At 63.9% G+C, this 16,429-nt stretch carries 9 protein-coding genes and 2 pseudogenes; 2 read left to right on the forward strand and 9 right to left on the reverse strand.

The window, feature by feature from the left end:
• Window positions 1-24: 24 nt before the first annotated feature.
• The 8 genes and pseudogenes from KP001_RS09550 to KP001_RS09585 all read right to left on the reverse strand — a co-directional run bounded on the left by KP001_RS09550 (window position 25) and on the right by KP001_RS09585 (window position 11,849).
• A pseudogene (locus KP001_RS09550) lies at window positions 25-2,135 on the reverse strand (chemotaxis protein CheA).
• Window positions 2,132-2,494: an STAS domain-containing protein gene (locus KP001_RS09555; RefSeq protein ID WP_217289285.1), complete on the reverse strand. Its 363-nt coding sequence runs from the start codon at window positions 2,492-2,494 to the stop codon at window positions 2,132-2,134. The pseudogene KP001_RS09550 and the gene KP001_RS09555 overlap by 4 nt, the downstream one beginning before the upstream one ends.
• 61 nt (window positions 2,495-2,555) lie before the next feature.
• Window positions 2,556-5,984, reverse strand: a complete 3,429-nt coding sequence (locus tag KP001_RS09560; protein WP_217289286.1) for an MCP four helix bundle domain-containing protein — start codon at window positions 5,982-5,984, stop codon at window positions 2,556-2,558.
• Between the two features lie 83 nt (window positions 5,985-6,067).
• Entirely contained in the window at window positions 6,068-6,664 is a 597-nt protein-coding gene (locus KP001_RS09565; RefSeq protein WP_217289287.1) for an MBL fold metallo-hydrolase, read from the reverse strand.
• A gap of 2 nt (window positions 6,665-6,666) precedes the next feature.
• Window positions 6,667-7,275, reverse strand: a complete 609-nt coding sequence (locus tag KP001_RS09570; RefSeq protein ID WP_217289288.1) for a CheR family methyltransferase — start codon at window positions 7,273-7,275, stop codon at window positions 6,667-6,669.
• A gap of 430 nt (window positions 7,276-7,705) precedes the next feature.
• Complete coding sequence (locus KP001_RS09575; RefSeq protein ID WP_217289289.1) at window positions 7,706-9,319, reverse strand: ammonia-forming cytochrome c nitrite reductase subunit c552; 1,614 nt, start codon at window positions 9,317-9,319, stop codon at window positions 7,706-7,708.
• A 404-nt stretch (window positions 9,320-9,723) separates the two neighbouring features.
• Window positions 9,724-11,316: a hybrid sensor histidine kinase/response regulator gene (locus tag KP001_RS09580; RefSeq protein ID WP_239027952.1), complete on the reverse strand. Its 1,593-nt coding sequence runs from the start codon at window positions 11,314-11,316 to the stop codon at window positions 9,724-9,726.
• 155 nt (window positions 11,317-11,471) lie between these two features.
• Window positions 11,472-11,849, reverse strand: a complete 378-nt coding sequence (locus tag KP001_RS09585) for a DUF1294 domain-containing protein (protein ID WP_217289291.1) — start codon at window positions 11,847-11,849, stop codon at window positions 11,472-11,474.
• Between the two features lie 437 nt (window positions 11,850-12,286).
• Here KP001_RS09585 and KP001_RS09590 point away from each other — a divergent pair, with 437 nt between their 5' ends.
• Together KP001_RS09590 and KP001_RS09595 are read left to right on the forward strand one after the other, a co-directional pair.
• On the forward strand, window positions 12,287-12,679 hold the full coding sequence (locus KP001_RS09590) for a PilZ domain-containing protein (RefSeq protein ID WP_217289292.1): 393 nt from the start codon (window positions 12,287-12,289) through the stop codon (window positions 12,677-12,679).
• Between the two features lie 51 nt (window positions 12,680-12,730).
• Window positions 12,731-15,895, forward strand: coding sequence for an ABC transporter substrate-binding protein (locus KP001_RS09595; RefSeq protein WP_239027954.1), 3,165 nt, complete (start codon window positions 12,731-12,733; stop codon window positions 15,893-15,895).
• Here KP001_RS09595 and KP001_RS09600 read toward each other — a convergent pair.
• Window positions 15,828-16,424: pseudogene (locus KP001_RS09600) on the reverse strand (potassium channel family protein); the annotation flags it as partial. The gene KP001_RS09595 and the pseudogene KP001_RS09600 sit on opposite strands and share 68 nt — an antisense overlap.
• Window positions 16,425-16,429 lie beyond the last annotated feature (5 nt).

Here is a 16,429-nt window from a genome sequence, read left to right on the forward strand (position 1 = left end):
CCCCCTCCTTGTGCCCCTCCCTCCTCAGGACTCCCCCGCGGCGGTCTTGAAGATGGCGGGGACGTCGAGGATCAACGCCACCGACCCGTCGCCCAGGATGGTGGCGCCGGACATCCCCTCGACCTGCTGGTACATCCGCCCCAGTGACTTGATAACCGTCTGGTGTTCCCCGATCACCCAGTCCACCACGAGCCCCACCCGTTTCCCCTCCAACTGGCAGATCACGACCTGCTGGATCGCGGGGGCGCCCCCTCGATGCGGAACATCTTCCTGAGCGGGACGTAGGGGACCAGCTTCTCGCGCACCATGAGTATCTCGCGCCCGTGCCCCTGTGCGATCTCCTTTTCGGTGAGCAGGATGCATTCGTCGACCATGGCCAGGGGCATGACGAAGCGGTCCTTGCCGATCTGCACCAGCAGGCTCTCGATGATGGCCAGGGTGAGCGGGATCTTGAGCGTGATGCTGGTCCCCCGGTCCGGCTCGCTCTTCACGTCGATGCTGCCGCGCAACCCTTCGATCGCCTGTTTCACCACGTCCATGCCGACACCGCGCCCGGAGACGCTGGTAATCGTGGCTGCCGTCGAGAAGCCGGGGGCGAAGATGAGCTGCCAGATCTCGCGGTCGGAGAGGTCGGCCCCCTGGGAGATGATCTTTCTCTCCACGGCCTTGGCCCGGATCGCGTCGACGTTGAGCCCCGCGCCGTCGTCGCGGATGGTGATCAGGACGCTGTCGCCGGAGTGAACGGCGGCGAGGTGAATCCTGCCGTTTCTGGGCTTCCCCTTCAACGCCCGCGCCTGCGGCGTCTCGACGCCGTGGTCGATGCTGTTGCGGATGATGTGCACCAGCGGGTCGTTCAGTTTCTCGATCACCGTCTTGTCCAGCTCGGTCTCGGCCCCCTCGGTGGTGAGCTCGATCTCCTTCCCCAGCTCGGCGGAAAGGTCCCGGACCAGCCGCTTGAACTTGGAGAAGGTGGCGCCGATGGGGAGCATCCTGATGTCGAGGGCGTTGTCCCTCAGGTCGTTGGTGAGCCGCTCCACCTCCTCGGCCACCGAGACCAGCTCGGTGTGACGTTTCAGCTCCTGGGCCACCAGGCTCAGGCGCGCCTGGACCGTCACCAGTTCCCCCACGAGGTTCACCAGGAGGTCGAGTTTGTCCGCGCTGACCCGGATGCTGGAGGCGGCCTCCTGGCTCTGGGTCTGGGCCTGCCGCTCCTGGCGCACCTCCTTCACGTGCTGCTGCTCCACGAGGGCAGAGGTGATGGTGGCGGCGTTTACAAGACCCGCCTCCAGCGCCAGTTCTCCGAACTTCTTCTGTTTTCCCAGAAGCTCGTCCATCTGCTGCGGTGTCAGGTCGCCGCGCTCGATGAGGATCTCGCCGAGTTTCTTGTACCCCGCGCCGGCCTCGTCATCGATGCCGTCGTCGATCACCGTGATGCTCAGCTCACAGGAGTCGGTGACGAAGATGAAGACGTCGTCGACGGCGTCCCTCCCCGCGCTGGTGCTGAGGATGACATCCCAGAACAGGTAACAAAGCTCCGGTTCCAGCTCGTCCAGGGTCCGCATGTCGCAGGTGTTGGCGACGATACGGCACGGCCCGAGCTCCTGCAGCTCGCGCAGCAGCCCCAGCGGGTTGGCACCGCTTGAGAAGAAGCGCGGTTCCGGCCGGAACCGGATCCGGTAGGTGACTGTCGCCGCCGGAGGGCCGGCGTCCTCTTCCGCCGCCCCCTGCACGGCCGGATGCGCCCCGCTCTCCCCCTGGCCGGGAACCAGGCTGCGGAACCCCTTGATCACCTCTTCGTTTAGCTTCATGTCCGCCGGCAGGCCGCTTTCGGCCGCCTCGAGCATGGCGAGGATGCGGTCGCGTGCGGCGAGGCTCAGGTTGACCAGTTCCTTGCTGACCGACAGTTCGCCGTTTCTTACCAGGTCGTACACCGTCTCCACGTTGTGCGTGAACGAGGCGATGTCGTCGAAGCCGAACATGGCCCCCGACCCCTTGATGGTGTGCATGGTCCGGAAGACCCTCCCCACCAGGCCGAGATCGCCCGGATTCTCCTCCATCTCGAGGAGCGCCTCCTCGAGATCCGCCAGAAGCTCCCTGGCCTCGTCCTTGAACGCCTGGGCGAAAACATCGCTCATACCGTCACCTTGTCCGTATCGAGGCGCCAGATGCAGGTCCCCCCCACGTCCTGGACGCACCCCTTGAGGCGGGGGAGCCCCGCCACCTCGGCTGTCGCCGCGAGAGCCTCGTTTCGTCCGGTGACCGTGCAGGGAATCGCCCGGGCCACCGACGTCCTGTGGCAGCTGCACAGAAGCTGCAGGCCGGTCACGTCGATGGCCGTTAACCCGGCGAGGGAAACCTCCACCGGCTTGCCGGTCGCGAAGGCTTCCAAGAGCCGTTTCCTGAACTCGCCGGCATTGACGATGGTCATCTCCCCGGAGAAGGTCACCAGGGTGCGGTCCTTCTTCTTCGAGATCTTCACTTGCGCCCCTTCCATACCGTATCCTTCGCGAAAAGGCCGGGCGGCCTGAGGTACGGCCGCCCGGATCCGCTTTGTTCTAGAACCTCTCGAAGTCGTTGTCGCCGTCCATGTCGGCCATGACCAGGTCGTGCCCCATGGCTTTTCTCTGAGCGGCGGGCCTCTGTTTTAACTGCTTGACCTCGTTCTTGCCGGCGGACTTGGTGAGCTGCTTGGGGGCCGGCTGCTGCCCGCGCGCCACCATGTCGACCCTGAAGAAGGAGATGGTCGACTGCAGCTGCTCCGACTGCGAGGAAAGTTCCTCGGCCGTGGAGGCCATCTCCTCGCTGGCCGAGGCGTTTTGCTGGATTACCTGGTCCAGTTGCTGGATCGCCTTGTTGATCTGCTGGGCCCCGGTGTCCTGCTCCTTGCTGGAGGCGTTGATCTCCTGCACCAGCTCGGCCGTCTTCTGTATGTCCGGGAGGATGGCGGAGAGCATCTCCCCTGCCCGCTCGGCAACCTCGACGCTCGACACGGAGAGCTCCGAGATCTCCCCCGCGGCGACCTGGCTCCGCTCGGCGAGCTTTCTCACCTCGGAAGCCACCACCGCGAACCCCTTGCCGTGCTCCCCGGCGCGGGCCGCCTCGATGGCCGCGTTCAGCGCGAGCATGTTGGTCTGGCGCGCGATCTCCTCGATGATGGAGATCTTCCCGGCGATGTCCTTCATGGCCTGCACCGTCTCGGCGACCGCCTTGCCCCCCTCCTTGGCATCCTCGGCGGATTTCACCGCGATCTTCTCGGTCTGCTGCGCGTTGTCCGCGTTCTGCCTGATGTTGGCGCTCATCTCCTCCATCGAGGAGGACGCCTCCTCGGCGGCGGCCGCCTGTTGCGAGGCCCCTTCGGACATGGACTGCGCGTTGGCGGAGAGCTGGACGCTGCCGGAAGCGACGTTGTCCGCGGCCACCTTCACCTCGGTGACCACCTCGGTGATCTTGCCGACCATGGCGGAGAGGGCATGGATCAGCTCGTCCTGGGCGCTGCGCTCCTTCAGGGAGACCATCAGGTTTCCGTTGGAGACCTCCTTGGCCGCGTCGGTGATCTTGTTGATCGCCTCGATCAGCACGTTCAGGTTGGTCTTGATCAGGTTGTACTGCCCCTTGTACTCGGTCACGATGGCCGGGGGCATGTCACCCTTGGCGATGCGGTCCACGTAGTCAGCGGTCACCATGAGCGGGTTCACGATGTTGCTCACCGTGTCGTTCACGCCGGCCACCAGCTTGTTCCACCCGCCGACGAAGAGGGATGCGTTGGCGCGCTGGTCCAGTTCACCGTCGGCTGCGGCCTTGATGATGATGTCGGTCTGCTCGAGGAGTTCGTTCATCATCTTCACGACGGCGTTCAGGTTGTCCTTGATGATGTTGTACTGCCCCTTGTACTCGGTGACGATGGCCGGGGGGATGACACCCTTGGCCACCTTGTCGACGTAGTCGGCGGTCACCATGAGCGGGTTCACGATGTTGGTGACGATGTTGTTCACCCCGAGGACCAGCTCCTTCCAGCCGCCGATGAAGAGCTCCGCGTTGGCCCGCTCGTCCAGCTGCCCGTCGGCCGCGGCCTTCACCACCTTGTTCGCCTCGAGCAGCAGGTTGTTCATGATGTCGATGCAGTTGTTGAGGTTCAGCTTTATCTCGTTGAAGTCGCCGTTGTAGTTGTCCGTGATGCGCGGCGGGATGTCTCCCTTGGAGATGCGGTCCACATACTCGGCCGCCACGTTCAGCGGCCCGATCACCGCGTCCAGCGTCTCGTTCACCCCCTGGACGATCTTGCGGAAGTCCCCTTCGTGCCTGGTCGCGTCGGCACGGGTGGCCAGCTTTCCTGCCACCGCCGCCTGCACCAGCATGTCGGCATCGGCGATGAGCGCCTTCAGGTTGGTCCGCACCTGCTCGATGGTGTTGTTGATGAAGGCCTTCTTGCCCGGGAATTTTTCCAGTTCCGCCTCGAAGTTGCCGCGCCCGAACTCGGCTATGCAGGCCATCGCCTTCTTCTTCACCGCGATGTGGCCGTTCACCATGTTGTTCACGCCGGCCGCCATCTGGCGGTAGACCCCCTGGTAGTTCTCAGCCGCGATCTGGACGTCGATGTCACCCAGGTCGTGCTGGGTCGACATGTTGTTCATGTCCGCGATCAGGGTGTCCAGGGTCTCGATGCAGACGTTCAGGTTGTTCTTGATCTCGTTGAAATCGCCGTTGTAGCTGTCGGTGATCCTCGGCGGGATGTCCCCCTTGGAGATGCGGTCCACGTACTCGGCCGCCACGTTCAGGGGCCCGATAACGGCGTCGAGGGTATCGTTCACGCCCGAAACGATTTTCCTGAAGTCCCCCTGGTGCCTGGTGGCGTCGGCGCGGGTGGCGAGCTTGCCGTCCACCGCCGCCTGCGAGAGCATCGCGGCGTCTGCCACGAGGGCGGTCACCGCGTCGATGCAGACGTTCAGGTTGTTCTTGATCTCGTTGAAGTCGCCGTTGTAGCTGTCGGTGATCCTCGGCGGGACGTCCCCCTTGGAGATGCGGTCCACGTACTCGGCGGCCACGTTCAGGGGCCCGATCACCGCGTCCAGGGTGTCGTTGACACCGGCCACCACCTTCTGGAAGTCCCCCTGGTGCCTGGAGGCGTCGGCGCGGGTGGCGAGCTTCCCTGCTATGGCCGCGTCGGCCAGCATGTTGGCGTCAGCCACCAGAGCCTTGATGGAATCCACCATCTTCTGCATGGCGGCCATGACGCTGTCCTCGTGCTTTCCTTTCAGGTCGATGGCGACCGTCATGTCGCCGGCCGCCACGCGGTTGGCGACCTCGCCGACCTCTTTGGGATCGGCACCGAGCTGCCGCTGCACGATCCTGGTGATGAAAAGCCCAAGGCCCAGGGCCAGCGCCACGCCGACCACGATCAGGACCAGCATGATCTTGGTGGCTCCCGTGGCCAGCTCGGCGTTGCCGTCGGCGGTCAGCTTCGCCTGCTTCAGCTTGGCGTCCACCAGCTTGTCGATGGCGTCCTGCTCCATCCTGGAGAACTTGGCGCCGTCACCAGCCATGAGGGCCTTGGCCTCGTTGTCTCGGTTGACAAGGGCGAGCCGTACGATCTGGTCGATGATGGGGTCATACCCGGCGCTGGCCTGCCTGAACTCCTGGAAGAGCTTGCGCCCTTCTTCGGTCAGGATGGTCTTTTCGAACTCCCCGGCCGCCTTGTTCAGTTCGCCGCGCAGCATCTTGATCCTTTCCACCTTGGCCTGCTCCTCCTGCGGGGTGGCGGCCGCGAGCAGGTCCCTCATGTTGACACGGATGCGCTGGAAGGAGGTGGATACATCCTGCAGTTGCGCGATAGGGATGGTGATTTTCTCGTACAGCTTGCTGTCGGCCGCCTCGATGCCGTGAATCTCCCGGATGCCGAAATACCCGATCGCTCCGGCGATGACGGCTATGGCGATGAAACCCGTCATCAGTTTCGCCCCCAGCTTCAAATCGTAAAACCACTTCATGACTACCTCCTTGGTTCCGCGTTATCACCCGGCGACACGTCGCCCACTAAGGCTTCCGTATCGACGCGAGGGGAATGGCATGTTCAGCTGCGCTGCGATCTCAGCACCTCTTCGAGGGATTTAAGGAGTATCTCCCCCCCACCGGTGAGGACCGGCTCGTCGTGGCCGGAGTAGATGCTCCTGATTTTCAGCCCGCACAACCACTTCAGTGCGGCGACGTACTCGCTGGTGTAGCTTCCCCCCTCCCCCAGCACCCTCACCTGGGTGTCGCCGGAAAAGAGGGCTTGCGCGGCGGGGGCGTACAGGCAGATGGAATCGCTGGAGTGCCCCGGGGTATGCAGCACCTGCAGGAAATCGTCCCCGGCCCGGATGAACTGACGGTCATTCAAGACCTCGTCCACCCCCGCACCTTGCCGGTAGGCGAACACCTTGCAGCCGAAGGCCGACCGTATCGCCCCGAGCCCCGCGGTGTGATCGAAGTGGTTGTGGGTCAGGATCACCTGTTCGACCGGCTGCTTGCCGAACCCCGTCGAGAGCTCGCGGATTTGGTCGGCGATGTAGCCGTCGACCCCGGGATCGATCAGGGTGTTGACGTCGTCGATGCGGTTCCAGTCCCCCAGGATGAGATAGGAGTTGCAGCTGTAGGTCGCCGGACTCTTCTTCAGGGGGATGATCTTCACGGTTAGGCTCCGATCTTCTTGAACAGTTGCGCGTCCGGCACCACCTGCTGGAAAAGGTGGGCGACCTCCTGGGGGAGCTTCTGGGTGTTTTCGGTGGCCAGGTAGCCGCCGGGGGCGAGGGCCTGGTGGAACATCTTGAAGACCTCGACCCGCTCCGGGTACTGGAAATGAAGCAGCACGTTCTTGCAGACAACCAGGCAGTAGTCGCCGCCAGGGGCCTTAAGTGAGAGGAGGTCGTGGTATTGGAAGTTGACCCGGTCGCGCAGAAGCGGCACCACCCGGTGATGGCCTGGCTTGTCCGCCGGCTCGAAGTACTTTTGGAAGAGTTCCGCCGGGGTGCGCTGCAGTTCTTCGTAGGGATAGGTGGCAGCCTTGACCACGTCGCCGAAGTTGTTGGCGCTGTCGTAGTCGGTGGCGTCGATACGGAGGTTCTTGAAGCCGAAGGAGTTCATCTTCTGCGCGAAGATCATGGCTATGGTGTAGGTTTCCTGGCCGAGGGCGCAGCCGGCGTCCCAGATCTTGATGCGGCTTCGCCCCGTGGCGTAGCCGATCATGTGATCGGCCGCGTACTCAAGTGTGGGCTGGTCGCGCATGAAGAATGTGAAAGCCATCGGGCACCCCTGACAGTGAAGTGGAGGCAGTTAGCGAAAAGCATGGTGCCAAACCTCCTATGTGAGAGTTTTATCGGAACCCTCCCTTCATTCCTTGAATACCGCGGTTACATTTAACGTATTATTTATTTCTAATAGTACATCGCCCCCACGGTTCCGTCTGGACAGGCGGCAGCCTTACCGGAAACAACTGGGCCTGTGAGTGACGCAGTCGCGCCTCAACAATTGGGTCCTTCGACCACCCGGAAAACAGAGAGTAAAGTGTCCACCAAAAAAGCACCGCTCGTGAGGTAACTCCCCACTTCGCAAAGAAGGGAACCGTCCCGTCCTTCGATGGAGCACGCGCTGGTTCCCCGGGAATCCCGGAAGAACAAAAAAAGCCCCGACTCCATGTGGAGCCGGGGCTTTGCCAGCTTTACTGGCGCTTCTGCTATTTCTTGGGCTCGTCCTTCTTGGCTACCGTCATGGCGTCGTTGAGGATCTTGACGCCCGCCTTGGAGGCGGCGATGGAGCCGGCAAGGGATTCGCGGGCGAGTTCCGGGTTATGGAAGCCGTCGGAGTTCTCGGCGGTCCAGTATTCCCACAAGACGTGCGCCTCCTCGTGCTTCGCGCGCGCCTCGTCCAGGACGGTCGGGGCCACACCGAGCCGCTGGGCGGCGGCATAGGTGTCGATCAGCTGCCCGAGCCAGTACTCGGCCTTGCGCATCTTACCCTTCACGTAGTTCTGCGCGGCATCGATCTCGTAGCTCTTCTTGGCCACGCTGTCTTTGGGGTGGCAGCCAAGGCACGCCTCTTTCACGTGGTTCTTGGGACGGATCACGCCGTGGGTGGAGAACTTCTTGCCGTTCTTGGCTTTTTGCTGCGGCATGTGGCACTGGTGGCACTGAACGCCCGCCTTGTCGTGGACGCTCCCCGCGTAGGTCTCGGCTTCCGGGTGCTGGAACTTGATCAGGCGCGCGCCGGTTATGGCGTGCTTGAAGTCGAAGAAGTTCAGGTCCTGGTAGTGCTTCAAAAGCTGCAGCGAGTTCTTGAGCGGGAAGTGGTTGGTGCGCAGGTCGTCGTACTTCACCGGCTTTGCGTCGCTCCACTGGGTGCCCGCGTTGCAGTTGTACTCGACATGGCACTGGGCGCACATCATCCTGGAGTCGGTCTTCTGCATGATGCCGATCTTCCTGAAGCCGCGGAAGTCGATCACCTTCAGATCGGTGGCGCCGTTTTTGGCGAAGATGTTGCCCTTGGGGTCCTTCTCGATGGCCTGGATCAGCGCGTCGCGCACCACGCGCGGCTGGGTGCCGTGCGGGTCGTGGCAGTGCACGCACCCCAGCGGGTTGTTGGTGTCCTTGGCGACATCCACGATGTTGGAGGTGCGGTCCCACTTCGCCTTCGGATCCTTGTCACCCATGAACTTCCATTTCAACAGGTGATCGGAGGTCTTGCACTGGATGCAGGTCGGGTTGCCGGCCATGGCGGTTTCCGGGAGCTTCTTCCCGGTGTCGGTCAGAACGTCCCAGGTCTTGCCGGTGGAGGTGACCCCCTGCCACCCTTTCTTGAACTGGAAGCGCCCCCCCTGGAAGCGGTCCACGGCGAACTGGTCGATGACCATGAAGGCGTGGCCGCGCGGCTCGGCGTGCTCGAAGGTGAAGCCGTGGCCTGCCAGGAGCTTGTCCTGCATCGGCGAGCGCCCGGTGGGGGTCCCCTTCTCCTTCCTGGCGGACGCCTCGTAGTTCACCTCGAAGAAGCTTTCGTACTGCTCCTTGTGACATTTGCCGCACAGCGACTGGTCGATGACGGTGACCGGCTTGTTCTTTTCCGGGTCGCTCATGTGGGCGTCCAGCTTGTCGTGGCACACCTTGCAGGAAAGCTTGGCGTGTTTCGAGCCTTCCTTGAGCGCCTTCACCTCGTCGTGACAGTCGTAGCACTTGGCCCTGCCGTCGTTGGCGACCTGCACCGGCTTGCTCTTCGCCGCCGTGGTCAGGGCGGGGAGAGACAGCAGCGCGATGGCACCTACAACCGCTGCGGTTACAGCCACATTCTTCTTGAGCATCGTTTTCCTCCTTCTGTGAGGGTAAGGGATTCCGGCCGACATCGCCGATTGCAGCTTCAAAATGGGAGTAATTCATGCACGAAATGGTCGGCAAAAGATTTGACGGAAGTCAAATTTATTCAGATTGCCGCGCACTCACTATTAAAAACATACAATGCTGATACCAGGATCATCAACGGTGGCAGAAAAATCTGGTTACTACTTACAGAGGAAGGCATCCCAAGCTCTTGTCGTCGTACGATCACTAAAAATGAAACGCTAAGAAGTTTAGCCTGCAAATTGAACTGTGCAAGGAGCTGACAATGACTTAGGCGGGAAGGGACAACGACAGGTTCAGTGGAAAGAAATGAGGGTGCGAATAGAGATGGAACTCCCGACGTACATCCCGGCGGGAGATGGGTGCATCATGTGCTCAGGGCCTGCCGCAGCGTCCCCAGGAGTTCTTCCGGCTTGACCGGCTTCTGCAGGTAGGCGCCGCCGCCGCAGATCCCCTTCTCGGACATGACGTCGGCGGGATAACCGCTCATGAAAATGACGGGAACACCCGGCGCCAGCTGGCGCACCTGTTCGCAGAGCTCCCTGCCGTTCATGCGCGGCATGATCACGTCGCTCAAAAGGAGCTGCACGCTCCCCGGGTCCTGCCTGAACAGCTCCAGGGCCTCCTGGCCGTTGCACGCGGTGAGCACCCGGTAGCCGTGCCGTTCCAGGAGCAGCCGGGTCATGTTGCGCACCGTCTCCTCGTCCTCGACGAGGAGCACCGTGCCGCTGCCGGCGCCGGGGCGCTCCTCCGCGTCCCGGCGCTCCCCGGCCGGGCGCTCCACGGAGAGGGGAAGGTAGATGCTGAAGCTCGTGCCGGCACCCGGCTCGCTCTGCATCCGGATGGTCCCGTTGTGCTTTTTGATGATGCCGTAGCTCGAGGAGAGCCCGAGCCCGGTCCCCTTCCCCACATCCTTGGTGGTGAAGAACGGCTCGAAGACCCGCTCCTGGACCTCCGTCTCCATCCCCGTCCCGTTGTCGGAGACGGTGATCACGGCGCAGCGTCCGGCGGGCATCCCCTCCCCCTCCGGCTCCGCGACGCCGGTGGAGATGGCGAGGACCCCTCCCCGGGGCATGGCGTCCCGGGCGTTAACGGCCAGGTTGATCAGCACCTGCTCCAGCTGCCCCCGGTCGACGAGGCAGTAGAGCTCCTCCCCGGCGACCCGCACCACGAGCTCCACCTCCTCGCTGATGAGCCGGGTCAGGCTCTTGTGCAACTCCGCGACCACCAGGTTCAGGTCCACCGTGTCGAGGTGTACCTCCTGTTTCCTGCTGAAAGCCAGAAGGCTCCTGGTCATCTCCGCCGCGCGTTCCACCGACAGGACGATTTCCCCGGCCATGGCGGCGGCTTCGCTCTCCTCGCCGTTGATCTGGATCAGCGAGGCGTAGCCGGCTATCACGGTGAGGATGTTGTTGAAGTCGTGGGCGATCCCCCCGGCGAGGGTGCCGATCGCCTCCATCTTCTGCGACTGACGCAGCTGCTCCTCCAGGAGCTTGCGCTCGCTCACGTCCTTGATCAGGCAGGCCACCCGCTCCACGCGGTCGCCGTCGTAGACGGGGGAGAAGGTGACCAGCAGGTCGCGCATCCCCTTGTCGAGGTAGTCGTGGCTGTCCTCGAAGCTCAGCTCGCTGCCGGCGAGGCAGGCGTCTATGTGCGGCTTGATCCGGGCGAAGGTCTCCTCACCGACCACCTCCGGGAGGGTGCGGCCGATCAGGTCCGGGAACCGGCTTTTGCGGCACTCGCGATAGGCTTCGTTGGCCATGACGTAGCGGTAGTCGCGATCGAAGACGTAGATGAGGTCGCGGGTGCATTCGAAGACCTTGCGGTACTCCATGAGCCGTTGCTGCGCCCGGTTCAGCTCCTGCACCTTCTGTTCGAGGGTCCGGTTCACCTGCACCAGTTCCTGGTACAGCGACCGGTGGTCATCCTGCACCGGATAGGTGAACATCCCGTATTCCATCCCTTGATCATCACAACCTGGCACCATACCTCCACGGCCTTCATTTCATGAAATAGTCAGGTTAATCTCCCGCCACCTACGTCCACCTCACCTCTCCCCCCGGGAGAGGGGCAGGGTGAGGGCGCGGCCAAGGGCAAAAGGGCGCACGGCGGCCTTCACCCTCCCGGCCGCCCCCAGACGTAGAGGGCGAGCGCCCCGGCGTTGGCGAGCACGGTGAGCCGGAACACGAGCTGGAAGGACCTCTTTTGCGACTTGTGGTGCAGCACGCGTTGCGCGAGGACCGCCCCGGGCCACCCTCCGAAGAGACCGGCCAGGTGCAGGGTGCGCTCTCGGATCCTGCGCCCGCCCCGCACGGCGGCGCGCTTGTCGACGGCGTAGAGGGTGAAGGCCGTGAGGCTCGACAGCAGGTAGATGTAGAGAATGGGTACCGGGAGGCGCGCCAGCCGGACCAGCGCGCAGAGCAGCAGCAAAAAGGCGGGGCCCCACAGGTAGGAGCTGTGCGTGCGGTGCTCTCTTGCCTCGGCGTATCCCATCGGCGGTGCTCCAGGGGAATACCGCGCCAGGCCGCCGGTTCAGGCCCGGCTTCTGAGCGGTCATGAGGTATCCGCAGCCGGCGCCGCGGGGATAAGGTGGGCGGGAAAAACGGAGCTGTCCGCCAGTTGTTCGTCAAGCCTTCGTACTTATACAAGATGGTATTACCAGTTTCAAGCACTATCGCGGCAGTTATTCATGCCGCGGCACTGAAGCACGAAGGGCGATACGAACCGGGTGACCTTTTGAAGATGTAGGAATTGAATGGCTAAAGGCGGCCCAAACATGGCATAATGCGGCCGCATGTTCGAAGTGATTGCCTAAGCGGTGGGTCTCACACTGCGGCGAAGAAGCTTCCGCGAAAAGTTCTCAAGAAGGGGAGCGTTTTCACCGATGATGAATTAAACACTTCATCCCGTTTGCCAAAGGTCTGCGCGCCATGACAGAGTCGCGACAGTTTTATCGGGCACCATCATCGAAAAAGGTGGAACTGGTGCACCACGGTGAGTCCCTCGCCGGCGTGCTGGAGAACATCTCGTTCAACGGCGCCCTGCTCCACCTGTGCCATCCTCCCGGACTCAGCGGCGGAACCGGCTGCCTGCTGCGCATCCACCTCGACCCCGACCCAGAGCCCCGCCCTCCCCTGCAGATCTGGACCGAGGTGGTGCACGGCGCCAACGAGCTGCTCGGCGTGAAATTCGTGGACCATGACGTGGACGGCAGCGGCTGCATCGCCCTCCTCATGGAGCTGATGCGGGAAGAACCGGACCAGGAGCAGGACGACCTGGACCGCGTCCGCGGCTACCTGGCCGACTACTGCAACACCCCCTGACCCCGCGCCCATGTCGCTCCATCGCCGCCATTGCGCCACGAGGACCGCACCATGAAACCTGCCCGAAAAGGCGTGCGCACGGGGTGGGGCATCCTGCTTGCGCTGGCAATATCGCTCGCACTCGCACACCCCGCCCTCGCGCTTGAGCACGCCACCGTCCAGCTCAAGTGGCTGCACCACTTCCAGTTCGCCGGCTATTACGCCGCCCTGGACAAGGGTTTCTACCGCGAAGCGGGACTCGACGTGACCATCCGCGAAGGGGGCCCCGAGGTCGAGGTCGAGAACGCGGTCACCTCCGGGCGCGCCGATTTCGGCGTGGGGACCTCGGCGCTTTTGATGCACCGCGCCCACGGCGACGACCTCGTGGTGCTCGGCCAGATCTTCCAGCATTCCCCCGCCATACTGCTCACCCCGCGCAAGACCGGCATCCACAAGGTCTCCGACATGAAGGGTCGCCGCTTCATGTATTCCAACCAGCACGGCGACATGCTCACCCTGCTCAAGAATAACGGCATCGAGGAGAAGGACATCGTCAAGGTGGAGCACCGCGGCGACGCCCGCGACCTCATCGCCGGCAAGGCCGACGTGATGATGGCCTACAGCTTCAACGAGCCCTACATACTGGAACAGGCGGGCGAACCGTACCTGATCTTCTCACCGCTCACCTACGGCATCGACTTCTATGGCGACAACTTCTTCACCACCCGCGCCAACATCACCTCCCGCCCGGCGCTGGTCCGGGCCTTCCGGGAGGCGACCCTCAAGGGGTGGCGCTACGCCCTGTCGCACAAGGAGGAGATCGCCGACCTCATCCTCGCCAAGTACTCCCGCGAACGCAGCCGCGAGTGGCTCCTCTTCGAGGCGAACCAGATGGAGTCGCTGATCCAGCCCACCCTGGTGGAGCTTGGCTACCAGAGCCCCACCCGCTGGCGCCACATCGCCGACACCTTCGCCGGCATTAGGATGCTCCCGGACGGGTTCGACCCGACCGGCATCATCTACGACCCCAGGCCCGGCCCCAACTACTCGCTGCTGCTGGGCGCGCTGTTGATCTGCGCCGCGGTGATCGCGGTTTTGTGCGTCATCGTGATGAAGTTCCGGCAGCTGAACGCGGTGCTCCAGGCGGAGGTTTCGGAACGCAAGTCGGCCGAGGCGGCCCTCAAGGAGAGCGAACAGCAACTGAGGGTGACCTTCGAGACCTCGCAGGCCGGCATCATCATGGTGGACCCGCAGGGGATCATCCGCTTCGCCAACAACCGCATGGCCGAGATGTTCGGCTGCGGCATGGACCAGCTGATCGGCTCGAGCTACACGAGCCACCTGCACCCGGACCAGCATGAAGCCGGCAACCAGCTCATGCACCGGCTCATGACCGGCGAGGTGAGCCACGCCAGCACCGAACGCCACTACCTGTCCGGCCAGGGAGGACACTTCTGGGGCTACCTCTCCGGCAGGAGACTGGAGGCGCCGGACGGGTCGCTGCGGGCCCTGGTGGGGATCATCTCCGACATCACCGACCGTATCGAGGCGGAACAGGCGCGCGGCAAGGCGCTCATGCTGGTCGAGACGCTCCTGGCCCAGTCCCCGATGGGGATCGTGGTCTTCGACGGGGAGAGCGGCAATTGCATCAGGGCGAACCAGGCCGCGTCCGAGATCACCGGAGGGAGCGTGGCCGAGCTGCTGCGGCAGAACTTCAGGCACCTCCTCTCCTGGGGGGGGGAAGGGGGCATGGGGGAACAGGCGGAGCTGGTCCTCGCCGACGGCACCCCCCGGATCCTGGAGCGGGAACTGCAGTCGACCTTCGGCAGGGAACTCACCATGCGCTGCTACCTGGCCCGTTTCCAGGTGGAGGAGAGGGCGCACCTGCTGGTGATGGTGCAGGACATCACCGAGGAGAAGCGCCTGGACCGCGAGAACAAGCGGATCGAGGCGCAGATGCTCAACATGCAGAAGCTGGAGAGCCTCGGCGTCCTGGCGGGGGGTATCGCCCACGATTTCAACAACATCCTGACCGGCATCGTGGGTAACATCAGCTTCGCCCAGATGGTGCTGGAAAAGGAGCACAAGGCGAAGGGGCCGCTCGGGAAGGCGGAAAAGGCGTGCCAGCGGGCGGCGGAACTGGCGGGGCAGCTCCTCACCTTCGCGCGCGGGGGGCAGCCCGTCAAGAAGGTCTTCTCGGTGAAGCAGCTGGCCGGCGAATCGCTGTCACTGGTGCTGCGGGGGACCAACGTCAGGGGGAGGATCGACATTCCCGACACCCTCGACATCGTCGAGGCGGACGAAGGGCAGATGAACCAGGCCTTCAACAACATCATCATCAACGCGGTGCACGCCATGCCCGGCGGCGGCACCCTGACCATCACGGGGAGAAACGAGACCATGGAGCCGGAGAACCGGCTCGGGCTCGCGCCGGGGAATTACGTGCGGCTGGACTTCAGCGACGAGGGGTGCGGCATCTCGGAGAGCGATCTGAAGAGGATCTTCGACCCCTACTTCACCACCAAGGCCAGCGGCACCGGCCTCGGGCTCGCCTCGACCCACTCCATCGTCACCAGGCACGGCGGGGTGATCCTCGCGGACTCCTTCCCCGGGCGGGGCACCACCTTCACCATCTACCTCCCGTCGCTTGGACAAAGCGCCGCCCAGCTTGCCAGGGAGCAGCAGACCGGTCACGCCCCCGCCGGCGGCGGCAGCGTGGTGGTCATGGACGACGAGGAGCTGATCCGGGACTTGACCTCGGCCATGCTGGAGCAGCTTGGATACAGCTCCACCACCTGTTGCGAGGGGAGCGAGGCGGTGGAGCTGTACCGCACGGCGCGGCAAAACGGCGGGCGTTACGACGCGGTGATCATGGACCTGACCATCCCGGGAGGGATGGGAGGGAAGGAGGCGGCGCGGCGCATCCTGGAACTGGACCCGCAGGCCTGCCTGATCGTTTCCAGCGGCTACTCCAACGACCCGGTGATGTCCGAGTACAGGGAGCACGGCTTCCGCGCCACGCTCAGCAAGCCCTACACGGTGAAGGATGTGGCGCGGGTGCTGAGGAGGTGCTCCCCCCCTCCGGCGGCGGCTAGCCTCCCTGAGGGGGGCCCAAAAGCGCCGACAGCTTCGGGATCTCCCGGGCGTGCGCGAGCGCCAGCACCTCGTCCCCCGCCTCGAGCACGAGGTTCCCCCGCGGCACGATCAGCCTCCCCCCCCGGATCACCGCGGCGATGACGCTCTCGGCGGGAAGCGGTAGCTCCATGATGGAGCGCCCGGCAGCGCCCGAGCGGGGATGCACCGTCTCCTCCACCAGCGAGTACTCCCCCTTCCTGAGCTTCAAAAGCGTGATCATCTCGCCCAGCGACATCTCCTCGGCGATCAGGTGGGAGAGGATGTCCGCCTGGTTCAGCGCCACGTCCACGCCGAGCTTCGGGGTGAACAGCCAGAGGTTCTTCGGGTCGTTCACCCGCGCGATCACCCGCCGCACCCGGAACTCCGCGTGCGCGAGCCCCGCCACCACCAGGTTCGCCTCGTCGGTTCCGGTCACCGCCGCCACCGCGTCCGCCTCCCGCACCCCAGCCTGTTCCAGCACCTGCGGATCGCAGCCGCTTCCCTGCAACACCCGCACGTCACCGAGCTCGCGGGAGAGCGCCGCGCAGAGCTCGCGCCGCTCCTCGATCAGGCGCACCTCTTTCCCCCCCCGGGACAAAAGCCCCGCCAGGTGCGCCCCCACCTTGCCACCACCCACGACGATCACGAACATGGCGT

This window comes from Geomonas subterranea, assembly GCF_019063845.1.
Lineage (GTDB): Bacteria > Desulfobacterota > Desulfuromonadia > Geobacterales > Geobacteraceae > Geomonas > Geomonas subterranea.